Source organism: Roseateles sp. GW821-FHT02E12 (assembly GCF_059421665.1).
In genome coordinates this window covers 204,914-225,685 of sequence record NZ_JBWKVK010000004.1, presented here as the reverse complement: position 1 = coordinate 225,685, position 20,772 = coordinate 204,914, and the positions used below count along the sequence as shown (strand labels likewise).

1 protein-coding gene (running past one end of the window) is annotated in these 20,772 nt (G+C 71.4%); it reads right to left on the bottom strand.

Annotation, left to right across the window (positions count from 1 at the left end; genetic code table 11):
* On the bottom strand, positions 1-20,772 hold the 5' portion of the coding sequence (locus AC07V5_RS24010) for an Ig-like domain-containing protein (RefSeq protein WP_495118244.1). Its footprint begins 20,694 nt before the window's first position; only the first 20,772 of its 41,466 coding nucleotides appear in the window; its start codon is at positions 20,770-20,772; the stop codon falls past the left edge of the window.

The window sequence follows — 20,772 nt, the reverse complement described above, 5'->3', positions numbered from 1 at the left end:
TTGCACCAGCTCCAGCTCCAGGCGCTGGTTGCTCAGGCCGATGGTGCCGCCCGCGCTCAGTGCTGCAGTGTTGGTGCGCACCAGGGCGCCGGGGCTGAAGGGCACGACGCTGCCGCCAACAGCGGCGATGAGCGTGGAGCCGAGCGGGTTGTCGATGACGCCGTTGAGCTGGATGTCGGCACCCGGGTTGGTGCTGGTGTTGCGGATCAGCAGCTCGGTCGCGCCATAGCTGTGGCGGATGCTGAACTCGAACGGCGTCGGGTCGCCGGCAGGGCCGCTCACGTTGTCGACGTCGATGTGCACCTGCGGCACCGCCGTCGTGTTGACCGGCGCGATGTTGTTGATGCGCAGGTCCTTGGCCGACTGGTTGGTCAGCGTGATGCGGTTGAAGGTGTGGACGAAGGTGAAGGTCGACTGCGTGCCGGCGATGGTGCCGGGCTGCACGTCGGGGTGGTTGGGGTCGGTGTCCAGCACGCCGTCGGCGCGGAAGTTGGCCGTGCCGACGCTGGTGTTGGCGATGTCGTTGACGATGACGACGCCGGCCGTGTTGTTGACCGTCACGTTCTGCGCCGTGACGACATTGCCGGCCGGGTCGACCAGCAGCACCGGGTTGGGCCCGGAAGCCAGGCGGGCATCGGCGTTGAAGTCGATGTGCTGGTTGTAGGTGTGCGGCGTACCGACGTTGACGTCACCGTCGTCCACCCAGGCGCCGTCCTTCACGTAGCGGTAGCTGGTGGAGTAGCTGCCGAGGTCGGCGTTGACGTCCAGGGCATGAGTCTCGAAGGTGGCGCCCGCCTCGGCGTTGATGAGGGAATTGAGGCGGTGCTCGATCTGCAGGTCGACGTCGGTGTCGCCACCGGCCGCGTCGGCCTCGCCTTCGGAGTAGGAGTAGGCGTTCAGGCCACCGTGCGAGGCCCCGAGGTTGATGTTCTCCAGCGAGCTGACGAGAGCGCCCGCGCGGACGTTGACCGTCGCGTCGGAGAACATCCGCGTGTAGGCATGCGAGTCGGGGTTGGCACCCACCGCGGCCGAGTAGGCATCGGCGCTGACGCGGCTCTTGGCGTGCGTCATGGCTGCGTCGAGGGTGATGTCGTCGCCCGCCTTGACCACAGCGTTGTTGCCGACGTTGACCGCCGTCTGCTGCTGGCTGCCGCTGCTGCCGACGCGCCAGTAGACATCCGTGTCCGACCCCGCGCCGAAGCCGCCGCTGGAGGCCTTGCCGTAGACGTCGCCGTCGAACCGCGACTCGGCCTCGATGCTGACATTGTGCGCGGCGACGATGCTGCCGCCGTCGCCGATGCCCGATGTCGTGCTGTGGTTGAGCTGGACGCCACCCGACACGTCGGAGCTGTTGATGAAGCCGCCGCCCTTGGAGTTGGCGTCGATGGTGCCGTTCTGCGTGCTCTTGGACAGCAGGTTGACCGAGCCGCCGGATGTCAGCTGCGCGCCGGTGCCGGCGTTGGCCTGCACGGTCTGCGTCGCATTGACATAGGCCTCGGAGTAGCCGACGGCGATGAAGGCGCCGCCCGACGAACCGGCCGTGCCCGCGCCGTTGGCGGCGGAGAAGGCATCCAGCGTGATGTCACCGCCGGCCTGCACGACCGCGTTGTCGCCCACATTGGCGTGCACGCTGGTGACCACGTCGACGTGGGAGTCCGAGCCCTTCAGGCCGAAGAACAGCGAGCCCGCCGCGCCCGTGGTCTTGCCGCTGGACACGCCGTTGTCGATGACGCTGTTGACGAGCTGCAGCGCGCCGCCCGCGCCCAGCAGCTGGTGGCCGTTGCCGGTACCGGTGCTGGTGATGTCGACCTCGAGCTGGTGCATGCCCGTGGTGGAAGCGCCCGAAAGCTCGATGCCCTCGACGCCGATGGTGTGCTTGCCGCCGCCCGCGCCGATGTTGATGGCCGCGCCGCCCGCCGTCGCGGCGAGCTGGAAGGTGTTGGCGTCGACGAACTTGACGTAGTAGGTGTTGCCGCTGACGAGGCCGGACAAGGGCGCCGCGCCGATGCGCGTCAGCACATGGCCGCTGGCCGCGGACTCGGCCGTGTTGCTGATGTCGATGGCCGTGCCGTTGGTCGCGTTCGTCGAGGTGGTGGCCAGCTTGATGTGGTTGGCGTCGACGCGGATGACGTAGTAGGTGCCATCGCCCGCCAGGCCGGTGATGGCGGCGGGCGGCTTGTTGGGGCTCTCGATGACGATGTCGCGCAGCGTGTACTTGACCTGGTCGCCGGTGTTGAAGCCGTGGCTGTTGACCGTGATCAGGTCGGCGCCGTCAGCCTCGACGGCCGAGCCTTCGAACTGCTCGGCGCCCGCCGTGCGGTAGGTGACGGCTTGGCCGTCGGCGAAGCCGTGGCTGTTGACGGTGATGCGGTCGTTCGTCGCGTCCACCGCGCCGCTGAGGAAGCTCTTGGGCGCCAACGTGGCCGCACCCAGGCTGGTGGCCAGCTTGATGGTCTGCGGGTCGATGACACGCACGAAGTAGGTTTGGCCGTCCGCCAGGCCGCTGATGGCCGGGTTGCCGGCCGAGTGGTAGATGACGCGCTGGCCATCGACGAAGCCATGCTCGACGTCGAACTTGATCTCGTCGCGCGCCGCGTCGACCGTCGTCGACTTGAACACCGAGCCCAGCTTGACGGCGGTGTCCGACTGCACGATGACCTGGTAGTTGCGCCCGTCCACCAAGCCACCGACGGCGCCATTGCCGTTCAGGCCGATGCTGTAGGTGACCGTGTCGCCGGTGGTCAGGCCGTGGTCGCCGTTGAGCGTGATGACATTGCTGCCGGTGTTGACGCTGCCGGCGCCGAAGGTCGTGTCGCCGGTGCCGACGGTCTGGCCCTGGTCGGCCTTGACCTGCACGCTGCCACCGGCCTTCACATGCGCGCCGGCCGCGATGTCGGCATGCACGGTCGGGTTGATGTTGATGTCGGCCGTGGAGATGCTGGCCGTGCCCAGGCCGGCGAAGGAGGAGCCGTCGGCCACGCCATCGCCCTCGGCATTGCCGTGGGCGCGGATGGCGACATTGCCGCCGACGTCGACATTGGCGCCGCCGGTCAGCTCGGCCTTGATGTTCGGGTTGACGTTGACGACCGGTGCCGCGCCGTTGCCCGACACCAGCAGGCCGCCCGTCGTGGCCACCGAGGTGGCCGCGCCGCGGCCGCCGCCGGCGGCGTCGACGGTCAGGCTGGCGCCGGTGACCTGCGCATTGCCCACCGTTGCGCGGCTGCTGGACGTGGCGTCGGCGCGGGCATCGGTCGTGCCGATGGCGACGCCGAAGGAATACGCCTCACCGTCGGCGCGCGAACTGGCCTTGTCGGACACCGCGGACAGCACCTCGGTGCCGCCGTCGGCATTCACCGACGCGCCGTTGCGGATCTCGGCGCTGACCGCGGCGGCCGTGGCCGCTGCCGTGTCGGCACCATTGATGCTGGCAAAGCCGCTGCCGCCAGCCGCCTCGCCCTTGGCGACGGCGCCCTGGGAGCCGTCGTGCTGGGCACGGATGGTGATGCGACCGCCGGCGTCGAGCACGCCGCCGGCCGTCGTCGCGACCGTCGGCGTGACGCGCGCGTTGGCCACCGCCTTGCCCACCGATACCAGGCCGAAGGACGTGGCATCCGACGTGGCACGGGCCCCGCCGCTGGTGGCGCCGCCGAGCAGGATGTTGCCGCCGGCCGTGATGCCGCTGCCGAGCATGGATGTCGTCAGGTTGCGCGCGACGATGGCGTTGGAATCGTTGGCTGCAACGCCGATCAGGCCGCCGGCCGGGGCCGTCGTGTCGGTCGCCGCGCCCTGGTCGCTGATGTTGTCGACGGCGACATTGCCGCCGGCCGCGATGCCGGTGCCGGCCGCGATGGTCGTCGTCTGGTTGTCGTTGGTGTAGGTGTTGTTCTGGGCGCTGGTCAGCGTGCCGCCGGCGATGCTGTCAGCGCGGGCGTTGCCCTTGCCCAGCAGGCCGCCGATGGACAGGCCGTAGCCCTCGGCATCGGCGACGTTGCCGGAGCGGGTCGTCACCGTGAAGTCGCCGGTGCCGGCGGTCAGGTCGGAGCCGGCGCCGCCCAGCGTCGTCGTCATGTCGGCCGAGGCCTGGGCCAGGCTGTCGGCGCCCACGCCGCTGAAGCCGAAGGAGCCGCCGGAGGCGTTGGCATAGGCACGCGCATCCTGGCCGCTGGCGCCGCCGCCGTTGTGGTTGTGGCTGGCCAGCACGTTGAAGTTGCGGCCGGCACCGACGTCGCCGCCGACGGTGGTGTCCATGTCGGGCCGCACACGGGCGGTGGCGGCCGAGCCGGCGAAGGAGCCGAGGCCGGCGACGGATACGCCGTCGGTGCGCGCATCGGCGTCACCCGTCGAGACGTTCTGGATGATGACGTCGCGGCCGGCGTCGATGTTGGCGGCCGAGCCGATGCCGACGTTGATCGTCGGCGTGACGATGGCGTTGGACGTGTTCGAGCCACCCGAGCCCAGCAGGCCGAAGGCCGAGCCGTCGGTGTTGGAGACCGCGGCGTAGTTGCTGCTGGCGTTGATGACGAGATCGCCGCCCACGTTGCCGGAGATGCCACCGGTCAGCGCGTTCGTCGTGCCGCCGATGGTGGCGCTGGACTTGGCGATGCCGCCCGCGCCGACCAGGCCCAGGTTGAGGCTGTCGCCGAGCGCATCGGCCGTCAGGCCCGACAGCGTGTCGAAGCGGACATTGCCCGAGGTGTTGAAGACGACACCCGAGCCGGTGTTGTTGGTCAGGTTGGCTGTCGCATCGGCCGTCGAGCTGCTGCCCGACACCGAGATCGCGCCCGCGCCGCCGCTGGCGCTGGAGCGCGCCGTGGCCTTGCCCGCATTGACGTCGCCATTGTTCAGGCGCAACGCCATCTGCACATTGCCGTTGCCGCCATGCGTCGTGATGCGGGCGTTGTTGCCGATGTTGACCGTCATCGTCGGATTGATGTCGACGTCGGCGACCGAGCCGCCCGCGCCGATACCGCCGGTGAACTGCACGCCATCAGCCGTGCCGGTGGACGTGGTGTTCGCATTCGCACCCACACTGACCGCGCCGTTCACGTCGATGACCGCGCCGGCGCCGATGCCGGCCGTGACGGTGGGCGTGACCGAGCTGGTCGACTTGGCGCCCGAGCTGGCCACGATCAGGCCGCCGGTGGCGGCCGAGCTGGTGGCCGTGGAGTTCTGGTTGGCCGTCGCGTCGACGACAAGACCGCCGCCGTTGACCTTGGCCGCGCTCGTGGCGGCCGTCGTGCCGGTGGATGTGGACGTGGCCGTCATCGCACCGCGCGCCGCGCCGCCGCCGCCCAGGGCCGAGCCGTCGGCATTGACGAGGTTGTTGGCCAGGGCCTGCACGGTGGCAACGCCGCCATTGCCGTTCAGCGTTGCGTTGACCTGGGTCGTCGCGCTGGTGTTGGCACCCGACTTGGCCACCGAGGTGGCGCTTGCCACGCTGACGCCGGCACCGATGCCGGCGCTGTCAGCCTTGGCGCGCGCGCTCTGGCCGCCCTGGTTGTGTTGGGACAGCACATTGACGCCCTGCCCACTCAGCGTCGTCGTGCCTTGCACAAGGTTGATGACGGTGGGCGACACATCGGCATTGGCCGACATGAGGCCGACCGCGCCGACAAGCCCGACCGACAGGCCACGCGCCTGCGCATTGGCGTCCATCTCGGACAACGCCAGGATGGTGATGGAGCCCGAGCTGTTGACGGTGCTGGCCGAGCTGGTGTTGCCCGCGCCGGCCGTCACGGTGCCGTTGGCCTTGGCCGTGGCGTCGCCGCTGTTGACGCCCGCACCCAGGCCGCCACCCGAGGCGTTGGCCTTGGCGTCGGCATAGTTATGGCCCAGGGCGCGCACGTCGACAAAGCTGCTGCCGCCCGAGCCGCCGGCGATCTCGGCCGTCGTCGCGCCGTTCGCGTTGGAGATGGCGACGGACTTGCCGGCCGCCACCAGTGCGCTGATCGACACGCCCGAGGTCTCGGTGTTGGCGACGTTCGCCGCGTCGGCATGGATGCTGATCGAGCCACCCGCCGTCAGCACGCTGCCGGCACCGCTGCGCGCGGTCGTCGCGGCATTGGCATTGGCCGTTGACGCGGCGCCGGTGGCGCCCAGCAGGCCGCCACCCGAGGAGCTGCGCGCCAACGCCGTCGTGTTCTGGCTGCTGGCACCCGCGCCGTCATGGTTGTGGCCAGCGTGGATGTTGATGTTGCGGCCCACATTGGCCGTCTCGTTGCCCGTCAGCGCGTTGACGCTGGGGCTCATCGTCGCGGACGCGATCGAGCCACCCATGCTGATGCCAGCCCCCACGGCCGCGCCGGTGGCGGTGGCCGTCGTGTCGGCCAGCGAGATCGCATTGACGATGAGATCGCGGCCCACGTTGAGGCTGCCGCCGCCGCCCAGGTTGGCCGTGAACGTCGGCGTGAAGCTGGCCGTCGCCGAGTTGAGCTGGCCGGCGCCGAGCAAACCCAGCGCGGAAGCCTTGGACGTGGCGTCGACGACGTGGTTGGCCGACGTCTCGACCTTGAAGTCGATGCCCTGCGTGCCGCTGACGGCGCCGAGCACCTGGCTCACGGTGCCGTTGGCGGTGGCATTGGACAGCGCACCACCCAGGCCGCCCACCAGGCCGAAGCCGCGCGCGTCGCCATTGGCGTCCACATGCGCACCGGCCAGCGTGGTGAAGGCCACGCCGCGCGCTGCGTTCAGCGTCACACCGGTGCCCGTCGTCGTGTTGATGTTGTAGTTGAGCGCTGCCGTCGCGTCGGCGCCGCCGCCGGCCGCGATACCGCCACCGGCCGCGAAGGCCGTCGCCGTGGCGCCGCCGCCCTGGGTGCTGCCGTTGTTGTGGCTGAGCGAGAAGTTGATGTCGCCGGTGTTGGCCGAGTGCGTCGTCGCGTTGACGCCGGTGCCCACGCGCAGCGTCATCGTCGGCGCCAGCGTGACGTCGGACTTGGACAAGCCCAGCGACGGCCCGGCCGACACGGCCACGCCCTTGGCCGTGCCATCGGCATCGGTCGTCGCGCTGCCACTCACATTGATGGCGCCGGCCACGTCGATGACGGCACCGTCGCCCAGGCCCGCACGCACGTCGGGGTTGACGGTGGTCGTCACGCCCGCGCCGGTGCCGGCCGCCAGCAGGCCGCCGGCCGCGCCTTCGGCGGTCGCGTCGCCGGTCTGGGTCGCGGTGGACTGGACGGTCAGCGAGCCGGCCTGCACGTCGGCACCGCTGGTGGCCTCCGTGATGCCACCGGAACGCGCCGCCGCCGACACGACGCCGGCCGAGATGCCCAGCGCGCCGTTGAAGGATTCGCCCGTGCCAGTGACGACGTTGTTCGCCGTTGCGAGCACGGAGACACCCTGGTTGCCGGCGTCGAAGCTGGTCGCATTGCCGGTCAGTGCCTTGGTGTCGGCCGCGGCCGTCGCGTCGGCACTGGCGCCGCCGATGGACACGCCGCCACTCACGCCGGCCGCGTCGGCAACCGCCGTGCTGTCTTCGCCGCCCTGGTTGTGGCGGGCGCGCACGGTGATGCCGTTGCCGGTCACGCCGGTGGTGCCGCGCACCTCGGCCGTCACGGCCGGGCTGACCTGGCTGGTGGCACTCATGATGCCCACCGCGCCGGCGAAGCCGAAGGAGAAGGCCTTGCCCTTGGCGTCGGCATCGGCGCTGGAGAGCGCGTCCACGAGCACGGCGCCCGTGCTGAGCGCGTTGCTGGCGACGCTGCCGTCGCCCATGCCGGCCAGCACGCCGCTGTTGGAGCGTGCCGTCGCGCTGCCGCCGCTGACGCCACCCAGGCCCGCCGCGCCGGAGGCCGCAGCCTCGGCCACGGCCACGTTCTTGCCCTGGGCAACGACGTTGATGGATGTAGAGCCGCCGACACCGCCGCGCAGGTCGGCCGTCGTGCCGCCGCCGACGACGGCCGAACTGGTCGACTTGCCGAAGCCGATCAGGCCAGCGGCGCCCAGGCCCGAGGTGTCGCCGGTGGCGATGTTGGCGCCGTCGGCCAGCACCTTGACCGAGCCGCCGGCCGTCAGCTTGGCGCCGGCGCCGACGGTGGCGTCGACATTGGCGGCCGCCGTGGCCGAGGCGGACGCACCCGTGCCGCTGACGAGGGCGCTGCCCGCCGAGGCCTTGGCCGTGGCGGTGGTGTCCTGGCCGGTGGCAGCCGTGCCGTCGTGGTTGTGGCGGGCCTCGACGAGGACAGCACCGCCGGCGTCCAGCACCTGCGCGCCGGTGCGAGCGAACACGGTCGGGCTCATCGTCGCCGTGGCCGAGGACGCACCAATGCTGCCGGCGATGCTCAAGGCCTTGCCGATGGCGCTGGCCGTCGTGTCGGTGCTGGAGAGCATCTGCACTGTCGCGTCGCCGCCCACATGCGTCGTGCCGCTGCCCAGGTTGATGCCCATCGTCGGCGTGAAGCTCGCCGTCGCGCTGTTGATCTGGCCGCTGAACAGGCCGCCGCCGGCTGCCTTGGCCGTGCTCGTGACGGGCTGGTTGGAAATGCCCAGCGCGTTCAGGTCACGCCCGACCGTGCCACTGGCGCTCGTGAAGTTGCTGGTGGCCGAGCCGTCCACCGTCGCATCGGCAACAGCGCCGCCCACGGCGGCGACGAGGCCGAAGGTGTCGCTGTCTGCCAGGGACTCGACATGGTTGCCCACCAGCAAGCCGATGTTGAGGTCGCGGCCGGCGTTCAGCGTGACGCCCGAGCCGGAACTCTGCAGGACGTTGTAGCTGGTCTGCGCCGAGGCGCCGGAGCCACTGGTGCCCAAGACGGCGCCGCCGGAGGCGGCCGTGGCCGTGGCCGTGGCGCCGCCAGCCTGGCTGCTGCCGTTGTTGATGCGGGTGCGGATGGAGAGGTCCGACCCGGCACCGTTGGCACTGAGGCTGGCCCCGGCGCCGATACGGTTGGTCATGGTCGGGCTCAGCGTCGCGTCGGCAACGGACTTGCCCATGGAGACGCCGCCCGACACGGCGACGCCGGTGGCGATGCCGTCGGAATCGGCATTGGTTTCAGCCACGATGGAGATCGGGCCGCCAACGCTGACCTGGGCACCGTCGCCGATGCCTGCGTTGACCGTCGGCGTGACGCCGCTGGTGCCAAAGGCACCGCTGGCCCCGGTCAGCACGCCGCCGGACGCCGCCTTGGCGTTGCCGTCGGCGTTCTGGTCGGCGTGGGCCAGCACCGAGTAGCTGGCGCCGCTCACGTCGGCGCCGCTGACCGCGCCCGTGGTGCCACCGGTGTAGGCATGGGCCACCACCGCGCCCGCGCCGACACCCCAGGCCACCGACAGGGCGTCGCCCGTGGCGTTGGCGATGTTGTCGGACAAGCCCTCGACGACCACCGCGCCGCTGCCGCCGGCCATCGACGTGCTGTCGCCCACCAGGGCCTGGGCGCCGCCCAGGCTGCTGGCATTGACGATCGCGCCGGACGCCGCCAGGCCCAGGCTGCCGCTGGCTGCGTCGGCCGTCGCGCGCACATCCTCGCCGCCCTGGTTGTGATACGCCCCGACGCGCACGCCGCTGCCCGACACGAGGTTGGTGTTGCCGGTGACGGTGGAGCGCACGTCGGGCGAAGCCTCGGCGCTGGCCGCCATGATGCCAACCGCGCCGCCCAGGCCCAGTGACAGGCCGAAGGTGTTGGCCGTGGCGTCGTTGCTGGAGCGGGACTCGATGACGATGCTGCCGCTGGCGTTGAGGGTCGCGTTCTGTGCCGCGACGCCGATGGTGGTCTGCACGTTGCCGTTGGCACGCGCCGTGCTGCTGGCGCCGTTGGTGCCGACGATGCCGCCGCCGGAGGCGTCGGATGCCGAGTTGGCGAGGTTGCGGGCCTGCGAGCGCACCGTGAGGTCGGTGGAGCTGCCGACGCCGCCGAGCAGTTCAGCCGTGGTGCCGCCGTTGGCACGCGCATTGCCGACGCTGACGCCAACCGTGGCGCCACCCACCGACAGCGCCAGCGCCTTGGCCTGGGCCTCGTTGTTGCCGTAGGCCAGCACATCCACGCGGCCGCCCGCGCTGATGAGGGAGCCCGAACCGACGCTGGCCTTGACGACCCCGTTGGCCTCGACCGTGGGCACCGCGCCGTTGCCGGAGAAGCCGCCGAAGCCTGGCGCCGTGGACGTGGCCCAGGCGCCCTTGTTGGCGAGGGCGCTCGTGCCGTTGTGGTTGTTGCGCGCCTGCACGCGGATGAGGCCGCCGGCGTTCAGCACCGAGGTGGCGCCGAACAGCGCCTGCACGGTGGGCGAGAAGGTGGCCGAGGACAGGCTCACGCCGGTCGCGCCGGCACCGCCGGTGACGGTCAGCACGTTCGCGTCGGCCTTGCCGGTGGTGATGGCGTCGACGGTGGCGTCACCCGTGGTCTTGATCAACGAGGCGTCGCCCACCGAGGCGCGCACGGTCGGTGTCACTTCGACGATGGCGAAGTTGGCGCTGATGGCGACCGCGCCGATCGAGAAGCCCAGCGTGTGGGCGTAGGTGTCGAAGTTCGCCTCGGCGTCGACGTGCAGCGCGCCGACGTTGAAGCCGGCGTCCTGGCCGATGCGGGCGCCCAGGCCCACGTCGGCGCTGACCTGGCCGTCGCTCGTCAGCCGCGTGAAGGACGCGCCCGCGGCAACCGCGCCGGCGGTGCCCTGGTCGGTGTTCAGGTGGATGGTGCGGTTGGAGAGCGCCGTCACGTCGACGCTGGACGCGGCCCGCACGCGTGCGCTGTCGGCCAGGGCGCTCTGCACATAGCTGTGGTCGCTGAGCACGGACACGGCCGCGCCCAGGCCGACGAAGCCGGCGCCGCCCGCAAAGGCGATGGCGTCGACGGTGCTGTCCAGCCGCGAGTTGACCTTGAACTGGCCGCCCGCCGTGTAGGTGCCGGCGGCGTTGGCATTGGTGTTGAAGGCGGTGGAGAACACGCCGATGCCGGCGCCGATGCCGCCCGCGCCGGCACCGATGGCGCCGACGAGGAAGTCCACGTCCGCCCACTGGCGGGCATTGACGGTGATGGCGTTGCCGGCCGTGATGCTGGTACCACCGGCGACCGTCGCTTCGGTGCCCTGGGCCGGGTTGGCCGCGTTGATGGCCGCCAGCCAGTCAGCCTGGCTGGGGCCGGAGCCGTTGACCAGCGTGCTGGCCGCGCCGGCACGGTCGTGCACGCGCTGCTGGCCGCTGCCGGCCGAGCCGCCGCTGAAGCCACCGAGCACGCTGCCGACCTGGCCCTTGGCCATCGAGGCCTGGCTGGCTGCATCGCTGTCACCCGAGCCGGAGCTGCCGTCGCCCTGGGTCTTGGTCAGGCCATCGGCTGCGGTGCCCTGGTCGTTCTTGTAGCTGCGCTCCAGCGGCGTGCCGACGGACCAGACCGTCACCGCGCCCGCCGCGCCGACAAAGCCGCCGGCGCCGGAGATGGTCAGCGAGTCGAGGTCGATGCGCGACAGGCCGTTGACGGCCACGTCCGCCGCCGCGGCCACATCCGCATTGCCGAGGATGCGCGCCGCCGTGTCGTTGCGCAGGCTGCCCACCTGCACCGCACCGCCCACGCCGACGAAGCCGCCGGCCACCGCACCGGTGAAGTGGGTGCCGCTCGCGTTGTTGGCCGCCGTCACGTAGACGCCCTGGTCGCCGTCGGCGCCGGCATTGCCGTTGTTGCGGTTGATCCTGGTGTTGGCGCCGATGATGGCCGTCGTGTCGGAGTCCAGCAGCGTGACGCCCACGCCGCCGCCCACGCCCACGTAGCCCGCGCCGGCCGCCACGTCGAGGTGGAAGAAGTTCTCGCTGCTGTTGGCCTGCACGACAACGCCATGGCGCTCGGCCGTGCCGAGGCCGCCCGCGCCGACCGAGCCGTCCAGCATGCCCAGCAGCCCCGTGCCGACGCCCTTGCCGTCGACGCTGGCGCCGGTCAGCACGCCGGCATCGGTGTGCTTGGTCACGCTCATGACGCCGACGGACGCACCCACGCCCACCGTACCGCCGCCGAAGGCACCGGCTATGAGGTTGATGTCGCTCACGTCCTTGGCCAACACGCCGACGTCGCCGCCGGCCAGCACGGCCGACGCCGCGCCGATGGTGGCCGCCGTGTGGTTGTTGACGACCAGCACGTTGACCGCGCCGCCCACGCCGACCGTGCCCGCCGCGATGCCGGCGGAGATCAGCAGCAGGTGATCCTGGTTGGACGACTGCACGACGACATCGTCCCGGGCCTTGACGCTGGCATTGCCGCCGATGCTGGCGCTGGTGTCATGCGTCAGCACGGTCACATCCACGCCCGGGGCCACGCCAACGGTGCCGAAGCCGAGCGCGCCGGCCAGCGCCACGTGCGAGAAATCGTCGCCCGCGCCGACGAGGACGCTCTGGCCCGAACCGGCCGCGGTGGTGTCGGCGTTGACGTTGGCGCCGGCGCCGATGCCGGCCGTCGTGCTGGTGCTGACGACGTTGGTGGCCGAGCCAACGCCGATGCCGGCCGTGCCGGCACCGAGCGCGACGGCGAAGGTCTCGATGTCATCGCGGTTGGTGGCCGTGACGGCCAGGCCCGTGAAGCCGCTGCGCAAGCTCAGTGTGGCAACACGGTTGCCGCTGAAGCTCGGGTCGGTGCTGCTGTTGCCGTTGCCGTCGGGTGCGTTGAAGGTGGGCGTGCCGACCTCGAAGGCGGCCGCACTGCCCTTCTGGCCGGCGGCTGCGTTGGGCAGGCCGCTGGCGTTCATGGGGGGCGCCGCTGCGTAGCCGACACCGATGCCGCCGTCCGCGACGCTCAAGCCCGCGCGCAGGCCGTCGGCCGTGACCTTGGCGCCGTCGCCCACGAGGGCCACGGTGTTCTTCGTGGCCGTGACCACGCCCACGGCTGCGCCGACGCCGGCCGAGCCGGAGGCGCCGACCGAGCCGGTGATGAGGTCGATCTCGGTGTTCTCGTCGGCCGCGACGACGATGCTGCCCTCGGCATGCAGGTCGCCCGTGCCGGCGCTGGCCTTGGCATCGGTCGGGTCGTCGCCAAGGATGGCGCGCGTCGTGATGTTGAGCACCTGCACGTTGGCGTCCGCCGCAACGCCCACGCTGGAGCTGGCTGCGACGCCGGCCGCCACCGTGGAGATGTCTTCGTTGGACGAGGACGTGACCTTCAGGTCGCCATCCGCGGTGCCGACCACGCCCGAGCCCAGCCGGGCCTCGGTCGTCTTGTTCAGCGTGTTGACGACGACGCCCAGGCCGACGCCAACGCTGCTGGACGCGGCCACCGAGCCGGCGACGGAGACGATGCTGCTCTGGTCGTCCGCCCTCACCTTCACGTCGGCCTGGGTCGCACCCGAAGCGGTGCCAACCGTGAGGGTCGAGCTGTCGTCGATGCGGGCCTTGGTCGTCTCGTTCAGCACGTTGACGACGACCGAGCCGGCCACGGCCGCGCTGCTGGACGCGCCACCGCCGACGGCGATGGTGATGAGGTTCTCGTGCGAGGTGGCGGCCACGTCGACGCCACCGATGACGCCGGCCGCGATGGCCGTGCTCGGGCCCACCAGGGCCTGCACGGTGTCGGTGTGGACCAGCACCGTGCTGGAGATGCCGACGCCGGCCGAGTTGCCGTAGGCCAGCGCGCCGGCAATCTGCGTGAGGTCGAAGGGCGCGTCGGCGACGACGGCCAGCGCACTGCCGGCGTTCAGTGCCGAGCCAGCGCCACCGGCCGTGGTGGCTTCGGTGGTGTTGGTGACGACATAGACCGACACGCTGCCACCGACGCCGGTGCCGTCGGTTGCAACGCCCGCCGTGGCGGCGACGCTGGTGACGTCCTGGTCGGAGTTGGCGCGCACGCTGATGTCGCGCGCGGCGTTGACGGCCACGCCCGAGCCCAGCGTGGCCTTGGTGTTCTCGATGAGGATGGTCACGTCCAGGCCGATGCCGACGCCTGCATTGCCGATGGAGATGCCACCCGCGCCGGCGCCGCCTTCGAGGTCGGTGCGGCTCTTGGCGCCCACCGTCACGTCCTGGGCCGCGCCCGCGGCGACGCCCATCGCGGCGTCGTTGACCTTCACGCCGTTGTCCAGCCGGGCGATGGTGTCCAGCGTGTAGATGTTGACCGCCGCCGAGCCGGCGCCCGCGCCGCCATCGGTGGAGATGCCGCCGGAGATCGCCAGGTTGCTGACGGTCAGGTCGGGCAGCGGGCTGGGCAGGTCCAGCGTGGCCGGGATGACGGCGCCGCTGGCCGTGACGGTGGTCGCGTCGCGCGCGGCCAGCTGGGCGCCAGCGCCGACGGTCGCGTTGGTGTGCTCGACGACGATATTCAGGCCGACGGACGCACCGACGCCGGTGCCGCCCGTGCTGAGGGCCGCCGCGCCGGCGACGGCCTGGATGGCGGTGCTCTGGTCGGCGACGACGTCGAGCTTGCCGGCGTTCGCGCGGATCTGCGTGCCGCTGCCGACGGAGGCGGCCGTGTCCAGCGTGACGATGTTGATCGCGACGCTGCCGGCCACCGAGGTGTCCTTGCCGCCCGCGGCGGCGACGCCCAGGCTGCGGAATTCATGGTCGCCGCTGTTGCCGGGGCGGTCGGCGCGGATCAGCACCGAAGCGCCGCGCAGGTCGGCATTCGCGCCGACGCTGGCCGTGTTGCTCGCGTCGACGACGCCGAGCGCGACAGCCGCGCCGACGTTGGTCTTCTTGCTCAGGTCGATGGCATCGCCCTGGGCCGTGTTGATGGCGTTGTAGTCAGCCTGGGCGTCGATGGTCATCGCCCCGCCGGCCGTCAGCTTCACGCCATCGGCCACGCTGGCCGTGTTGTCGGTCACGAGGACCTGCACGACGACGGCCGCGGCCACGCCGGTGCCTTCCGAACCGCTGCCGCCGGTCTCGCCACTGGTTTGCGAGTTGGCGGAGGTGGTCTGGTCGTTGCTCTTGGGCAGCGTGCGCGACTGGTCCTTGTTGGGGTTGTTGTTGACCTGGTTGTCGGCTTCCTTGTCGGAGCTGCGGCCGCTGGAGCTGTTGCCCGAGGCGCTGGCCTTGGCCGTGCCTGTGGCCAGCACCGTGGCGCCGGAGGACACGTCGGCCGCGCCGACAGCCGTCACGTTGCGGGCCAGGCGCGCGCTGACGTCGCCGTCCACCACCGTGACAACGACGGAGGCGCCGACGGCCGTGTCGGAGCCGGCGGCTTCGGCCTTGGCGCTGCCGCTGACCTGGTCGAGGCGGAAGGCCCGGACGGCCACGTCGCCGCCCACGGCAAGCGTGCCGGTGGCCGTGCCGACGTAGGCATGGGTGTTGTTCGTGTCGATGGTGACGGCCGCGGCCACGCCGACGCCAGTGTCGCCCTTGGCGCCGTTCTCGGTCTCGGACGTGATGGTGTCCATGGCGGTCGACGTGACCGTCATCGCCGAGACATTGCCGTTGATCTGCGCGCCGTCGGCCAGCGTCGCGTCGAGGTTGCGATCGACGACGTTGACGGCGACGGACGCACCGACGCCCACGTCGCTGCCGCCCGCCTGGGCGCCCTCGTCCTCAGGCAGGGCCTTGGCCGTGTCGCTGGCGGTGGACTGGGTGATCGCCTGCAACGCGCCGCCGGAATCGGCACCGGCCAGCGTGGCGCTGGCGCCGCCGCTCATCTGCGCGCGGGTGTCTTCGTTGACGATGTTGATCGCGACCGAGCCGGCCACGCCGACGTCGCCGCCACCGGCGCCGCTCTTGGCGCTGGCCAGTGTGGTGTGTGTCGTGTCGCCGCCGACATTGGTCATCGTCGCGCCGAGCAGCAGGCCGTCGGCCGTGATGGCAACGGTGGAGCCCACCAGGGCCTCGTTGGTCGTCGCGGCGTAGTTCACCGCGACGGCCGCGCCAACCGAGTCGCCACCGTCGTTGGTGGTGGCGCTGCCGTCCGCCAGGGCCTGCACGTCGGTGTTGGCGCTGGATTGGACGGAGACGTTCTTGGCCGGCGTGGAGATCGTGCCGGCGGTGATGCGGGCACGGCTGGTCACGTCGGTGATATTGACGCCCACGGCGGCGGCCACGCTGACGGTCTCGCTGCTGCCGGAGCTGTCGGAGGTGTCGGTGCTGGCCACGCCGGCCGAAGGCGTGGCAGAGCTGCTGCTGGAGTCGCGCGCGCCGCCGGAGTTGGCGGCGGAGTTGCCCAGGCCGCGGCCGGCCGCGGTCTTCTGGTTGACGCCATCGTCATCGGACGAGCTGCTGTCGTCGTCCTGCTCGCCACCCACTGCGCTGGCCTCGGCGTTGGCCGTCGTGCTGACCTGGCTGGTGCCGGCCACGCTGACGGCGCCGGTGCTGGTGACGGAACGGGCCAGCTCCGCGTTGGCGTGGTCGAGTTCGATGTTGACGGCCACAGACGCGCCGACGGCGGCGTCCTTGTTGCCCACGGCCTTGCCCTTGGCCGTGGTGTTGTTCGTCGAGCGCAGGTCGGCCGAGATGGACAAATCGCCCGTCGATGTCAGCAGGCCACCGGTACCCAGGCGCGCGATGCTGTCCTGGTTGGCCACCGTGACGGCGACGACCGGTGCGACGGCGGTGCCACCCTTGGCGCCGCCCTCGGCCTGGGTCGTGATCGTGTTCTGCAGCGAGGACGAGATCGTCAGCGCGCCGGCGCTGGACAGGCCCGCCGAGTTGCCGACTTCGGCCCGCGCGATGTGGTCGGCCACGTTGACGGCGACGGACGCACCGACGCCGGTGTCCTGCGCATTGGCCTGCACGCCCGAGTCGGTCGGCGTTGCGCTGGCGGTGTCGGCATGCTTGCTAGCAGCCGTGACGCTGCTGGCGCCCGTGCCGGCATTGACGACGGCGCCGGTGACGACCTCGGCCGTCGTGCGGTCCACGGCCACGTTGACGGCCAGCGCGCCGGCGATGCCGGTCTTGGCGCCGCCGGCACCGCTCTTGGCCTCGGCGCTGTTGGTGTGCGTGCCGTTGTTCGTCATGCCGGCGCGCACGTTGATGCCCTGGCTGGCGACGACGGCGTCGCCCAGCACCCGGGCTTCGTTGGTGTTCACGCCGACATTGATCGCGACGCCCACGCCGACGCCGGTGTCGTTCGCGTTGTTCGGATCCTTGGCCCGTGTGCTGCCGTCGGCCGTGGCCTTGGCATCGGTGTCGGTCTTGCTGTCGACGCTGACCGCGCCGCCGGCCGTCAGCGTGCCGCCGCCCGCCGTCGCGCGGCTGGTGGCCTGGGCGATGTTGACCGCCGCGGCTGCCGCCACGCTGACCGTGCCGCCGCCGCTGCCGCCTTCGGCGCTCGGCGTGGCCTGTGATGTGGAGGAGTTGCGCGCGCCGGCCGAGTTGGCGGCCGAGTTGCCGCTGTTGCGCGCCGCGGCGTTCTGGTCGTCGACGGCGTGGTCGTCGCTGGAGGAGGAGTTGTCGTCCTCCTTGCCGCCGACGGCACTCGCCTTGGCGGAGGCCGAGCTGGCCGCGCTGCTGGTGGCCGAGATGCCGATGGCGCCCGTGCTCTTCAGGCTGCGCGAGCTGCTCGCCAGGCTCTTGTCGTTCTCGACGTTGACGGCCACGGCTGCGCCGACGGCGGCATCCTTCGTGCCCTCGGCCTTGCCTTCGGCGCTGGTGGTGTTGGTGCTGGCCAGCGTGGCGCTGACGCCGATGGCGCCGTTCGCGTCGATCAGCGTGCCGGTGCCGATGCGCGCGTTGGCATCCTGGTTGGCCACCGTGACGGCCACGACGGGCGCGACGGCCGTGCCGCCCTTGGCGCCGCCCTCGGCCGCTGTGATGATGGCCGAGTCGGTCTTGGCGTTCAGCGTCACCGAGCCGGCCGGCGTCAGCTTGGCGCCGTTCTCGATCTCGGCGCGGCTGAGATGGTCGGCCACGTTGATGGCCACGGAGGCGCCAACGCCGGTGTTCTCGGCCACCGTGCCGCCGCCGTCCGGCAGTGCCTTGACGCTGTCGCCGGTCGTCGAGTCGGCGTCCAGCGTCACGGCGCCCGCGTGGGCGTTGACGATGGCCGCAGGGGCGAGCGACGCCTCGAACTTGCTGATGCCCACGCCGATGGCCAGCGAGCCGGCGACGCCGGTATTGCCGCCTGCGGCACCGGAGGTGGCTGCGGTTGTCGCGTCGTTGCGCTGGCCGCTGACGGTGGTGGCACCCAGGGCCAGGCCGCTGCTGTCGACACTGGCGTTGCCGACGCGGGCGCTGCTGCCGATCTCGGCCACGTTGATGGCCACGGCGGCGCCGACGTTGGTGCTGCCCTTGCTTGCCACGCCGCTGGCGTCGGCCTGGGCGTCGAGGTCGCTCTCGTTCTTCAGCGACAGCGCACCGCCGGCGGTGATGTTGGCGCCGTCGCCCACGCGGGCCGTGCTCTGGGCGCCGAGGTGATGGATAGCGATGGCCGCAGCCGCGGTGACCGGGCCGTCACTGCTGCCGGCCGAGGGCGTGCTGCCGGAGGCGCCGCGCGCGCCGTTGTTGCTGGCCGCCGTGTTGCCGGCGCCTTGCGCGCTGGCGCCCTGCTGGTTGGCGTTGCTGCCGTTGTTGGTGGCACCACGCGCGGCGGCCTTGGCCTCGCTGCGTGTCATGCCGGTGTTCTTGCTCGACAGCAGCACGGCCGCACCGGCCTGCAGCTTGCCGTCCAGCACCGCCTCGACGATGGGCGCCGCATGCGTGACGACGACGGAGGCGCCGACGGCCGCGTTGCTGCTGCCTTCAGCGTCGCCAAGGCCCTTGGCGAGCACGTCCAGCGTGCTCTGGGCATTGCTCGTCATGCCGTTGATGAGGCTGATGTCGCTGCCGCCCAGGGCGCCTACCTTGGCGCCGGTGTTGACGACAGTGATGGCAACGACCGGTGCGACGGCAGTGCCGCCCGTGGCGCCGCCCTGTGCTTCGGTGTCGACATCGCCGGTGGCGGTGGCGTTCTGCGTGAGGCCGCTGCCGGTGAACTTGGCGTTGGCGTCCGCCTGGGCGCGCGTTGTCTCGTCAACGACGTTGATCGCGACGGACGCACCTAGCCCCAAGCTCTCGCCGGTAGCGCCATTGACCTTGGGCAGGGCGCGCGCCTGGTGATGGGTGTTGCTGGTGGCGCTGAAGCTGACGGCGCCGGTGGAGCTGGCCGTGCTGCCGGCTTCTTGAACAGCTTCGGTCTTCAGCACGGCGACGTGCAGGGCCAGTGAGCCGGCCACGCCGACGCCGCTGGTGCTGCCTGCGCCGGAGGTGGCGATGGCGCCGAACTTGGCATCGGTCGTCGTGCTGGCCGTGAAGCTGGCGCTGGGCGCCGTGAGGGTGACGCCGTCGCCCAGGGAGGCACGCGTGGTGCCGTCGGCAAAGCTCAATGCAGCGGCCACACCCACGCCGGGGCTGCCGGTGGCGGCGCTGCCGTCGGCTTCGGTCGTGGCGGCGGCGCCGGCTGCCGTGCTCGTGGCGGCTGAGGCAGCCACGGTGACGGCGGCGGCGCTGGTCACGCCACTGCCGGCCAGGCGAGCCGTGGTGTCGCCGCCCACGTGGGTGACGGCCACGGCGGCGCCGAAGTTCAGTGCGCCGTCGCCGGTCTGGGCGTTGTTGCTGGAGAGCTGGGTCTGGCCCTGGGTGGGCGTGCCACTGGGTTGCGTGGCGCCGCCGGCGGTGGCCTTGGCAGACGTATGCACGGTGCGCTGCGTCGTGGCCGTTGCGCTGACGCTGGCGCCGGCCAGGCTGGCGCTGCCGGTCACATCAACGGATGTGTTGCCGCCCAGCTGACTGACGGCGACCGTGCCGCCCTTGGCGCCGCTGGCACTGGCGCCGGCAGTGCCGTCGGCTATTGCCGCGACGTCCAGCGTGTTGGTGGACTTCAGGATCAGCGCGCCGCTGGCGCTCAAGGACGACGTGCCACCCACGCTGACGCCGGCGGCGCTGCTGGCGATGACGGAGGCGACGGACGCGTCCTTGTCACTGGCCGTGCTGTTGGCGTCGGGCTGGGTCGTCGCGTGGGCGGTGACGGTGGACGTGGAGGCCAGCGTGATCTTGCCGGCCGTGGCCGTCAAGTTGGTGGCCCCGGTCAGCGTGATCTGGGCATTGGAGTTGGTCTGGACGAAGGCGACCTTGATGATGTTGCTGGCGTAGCTGGCGTCCTGCGTGTTGACGTTGACGCTGGTGTTGACGATCAGGCCGATGTCGCTGGACGTCAGCGTGGTGCCCGTCAGCGTGATGGCGCCGCTCGCGTTACCCAGCAGGTTGAAGCCGCTGAGCAGCGTCACGCCGTCGGTGACGGCCTTGGTGACGCCCAGGTACATGTCGCTGGCCTGCAGCGTCACGCCGCCGGCGGTGATGGCCTCCTGGGAATCGACGTTGAGGGTGCCGGTGGAGCTGAAGCCGCTGGCGAAGACGATGTCGTCGCTGCTCTTCAGGAACAGCGCGGTCGGGTTGTAGAAGTCCGGGCCGCTGCTCTGGAAGGTCAGCGTGTCGTCGCTGACGAGCGGGATGTCGGTGCCGCCGTCCATCTCCACCATGACGGCGAAGGGCGAGGTGGCGTTGGTGCCGGCGGCGCCGTCGTCGTAGCCCAGGTCGACCTGGACCTTGTCACTGACGCCGGGCAGACCCTGGATGCTGACCTTGACGTTCTGCGTCAGCGCGACCTGGCCGAGCGAGGTGCCCAGCGTGTTGTCCCAGACGCGGATCTGCGGCGTGCCGCCGCTGTAGACGGTCTCGACCTTGAGGTCGCCAGAGTGGACGCTGATCGTCAGCGTGCCAGCGGGCGCAAAGGCGGCCAGCGGGATGGGCGTGTCCGACAGCAGCAGGCGCGGCTCGAGGTGCTCGAAGACGAGCTTTTCGCGGGGCGCCGATGGCTTGGCAGCTTTGGAGGGCGCTGGCGCCTTCTCGTCCGCGCTGCCGCGCAGACCCTGCTGAAGCTTCTGCCACCAGTTCTTGCGCTTGGCCAT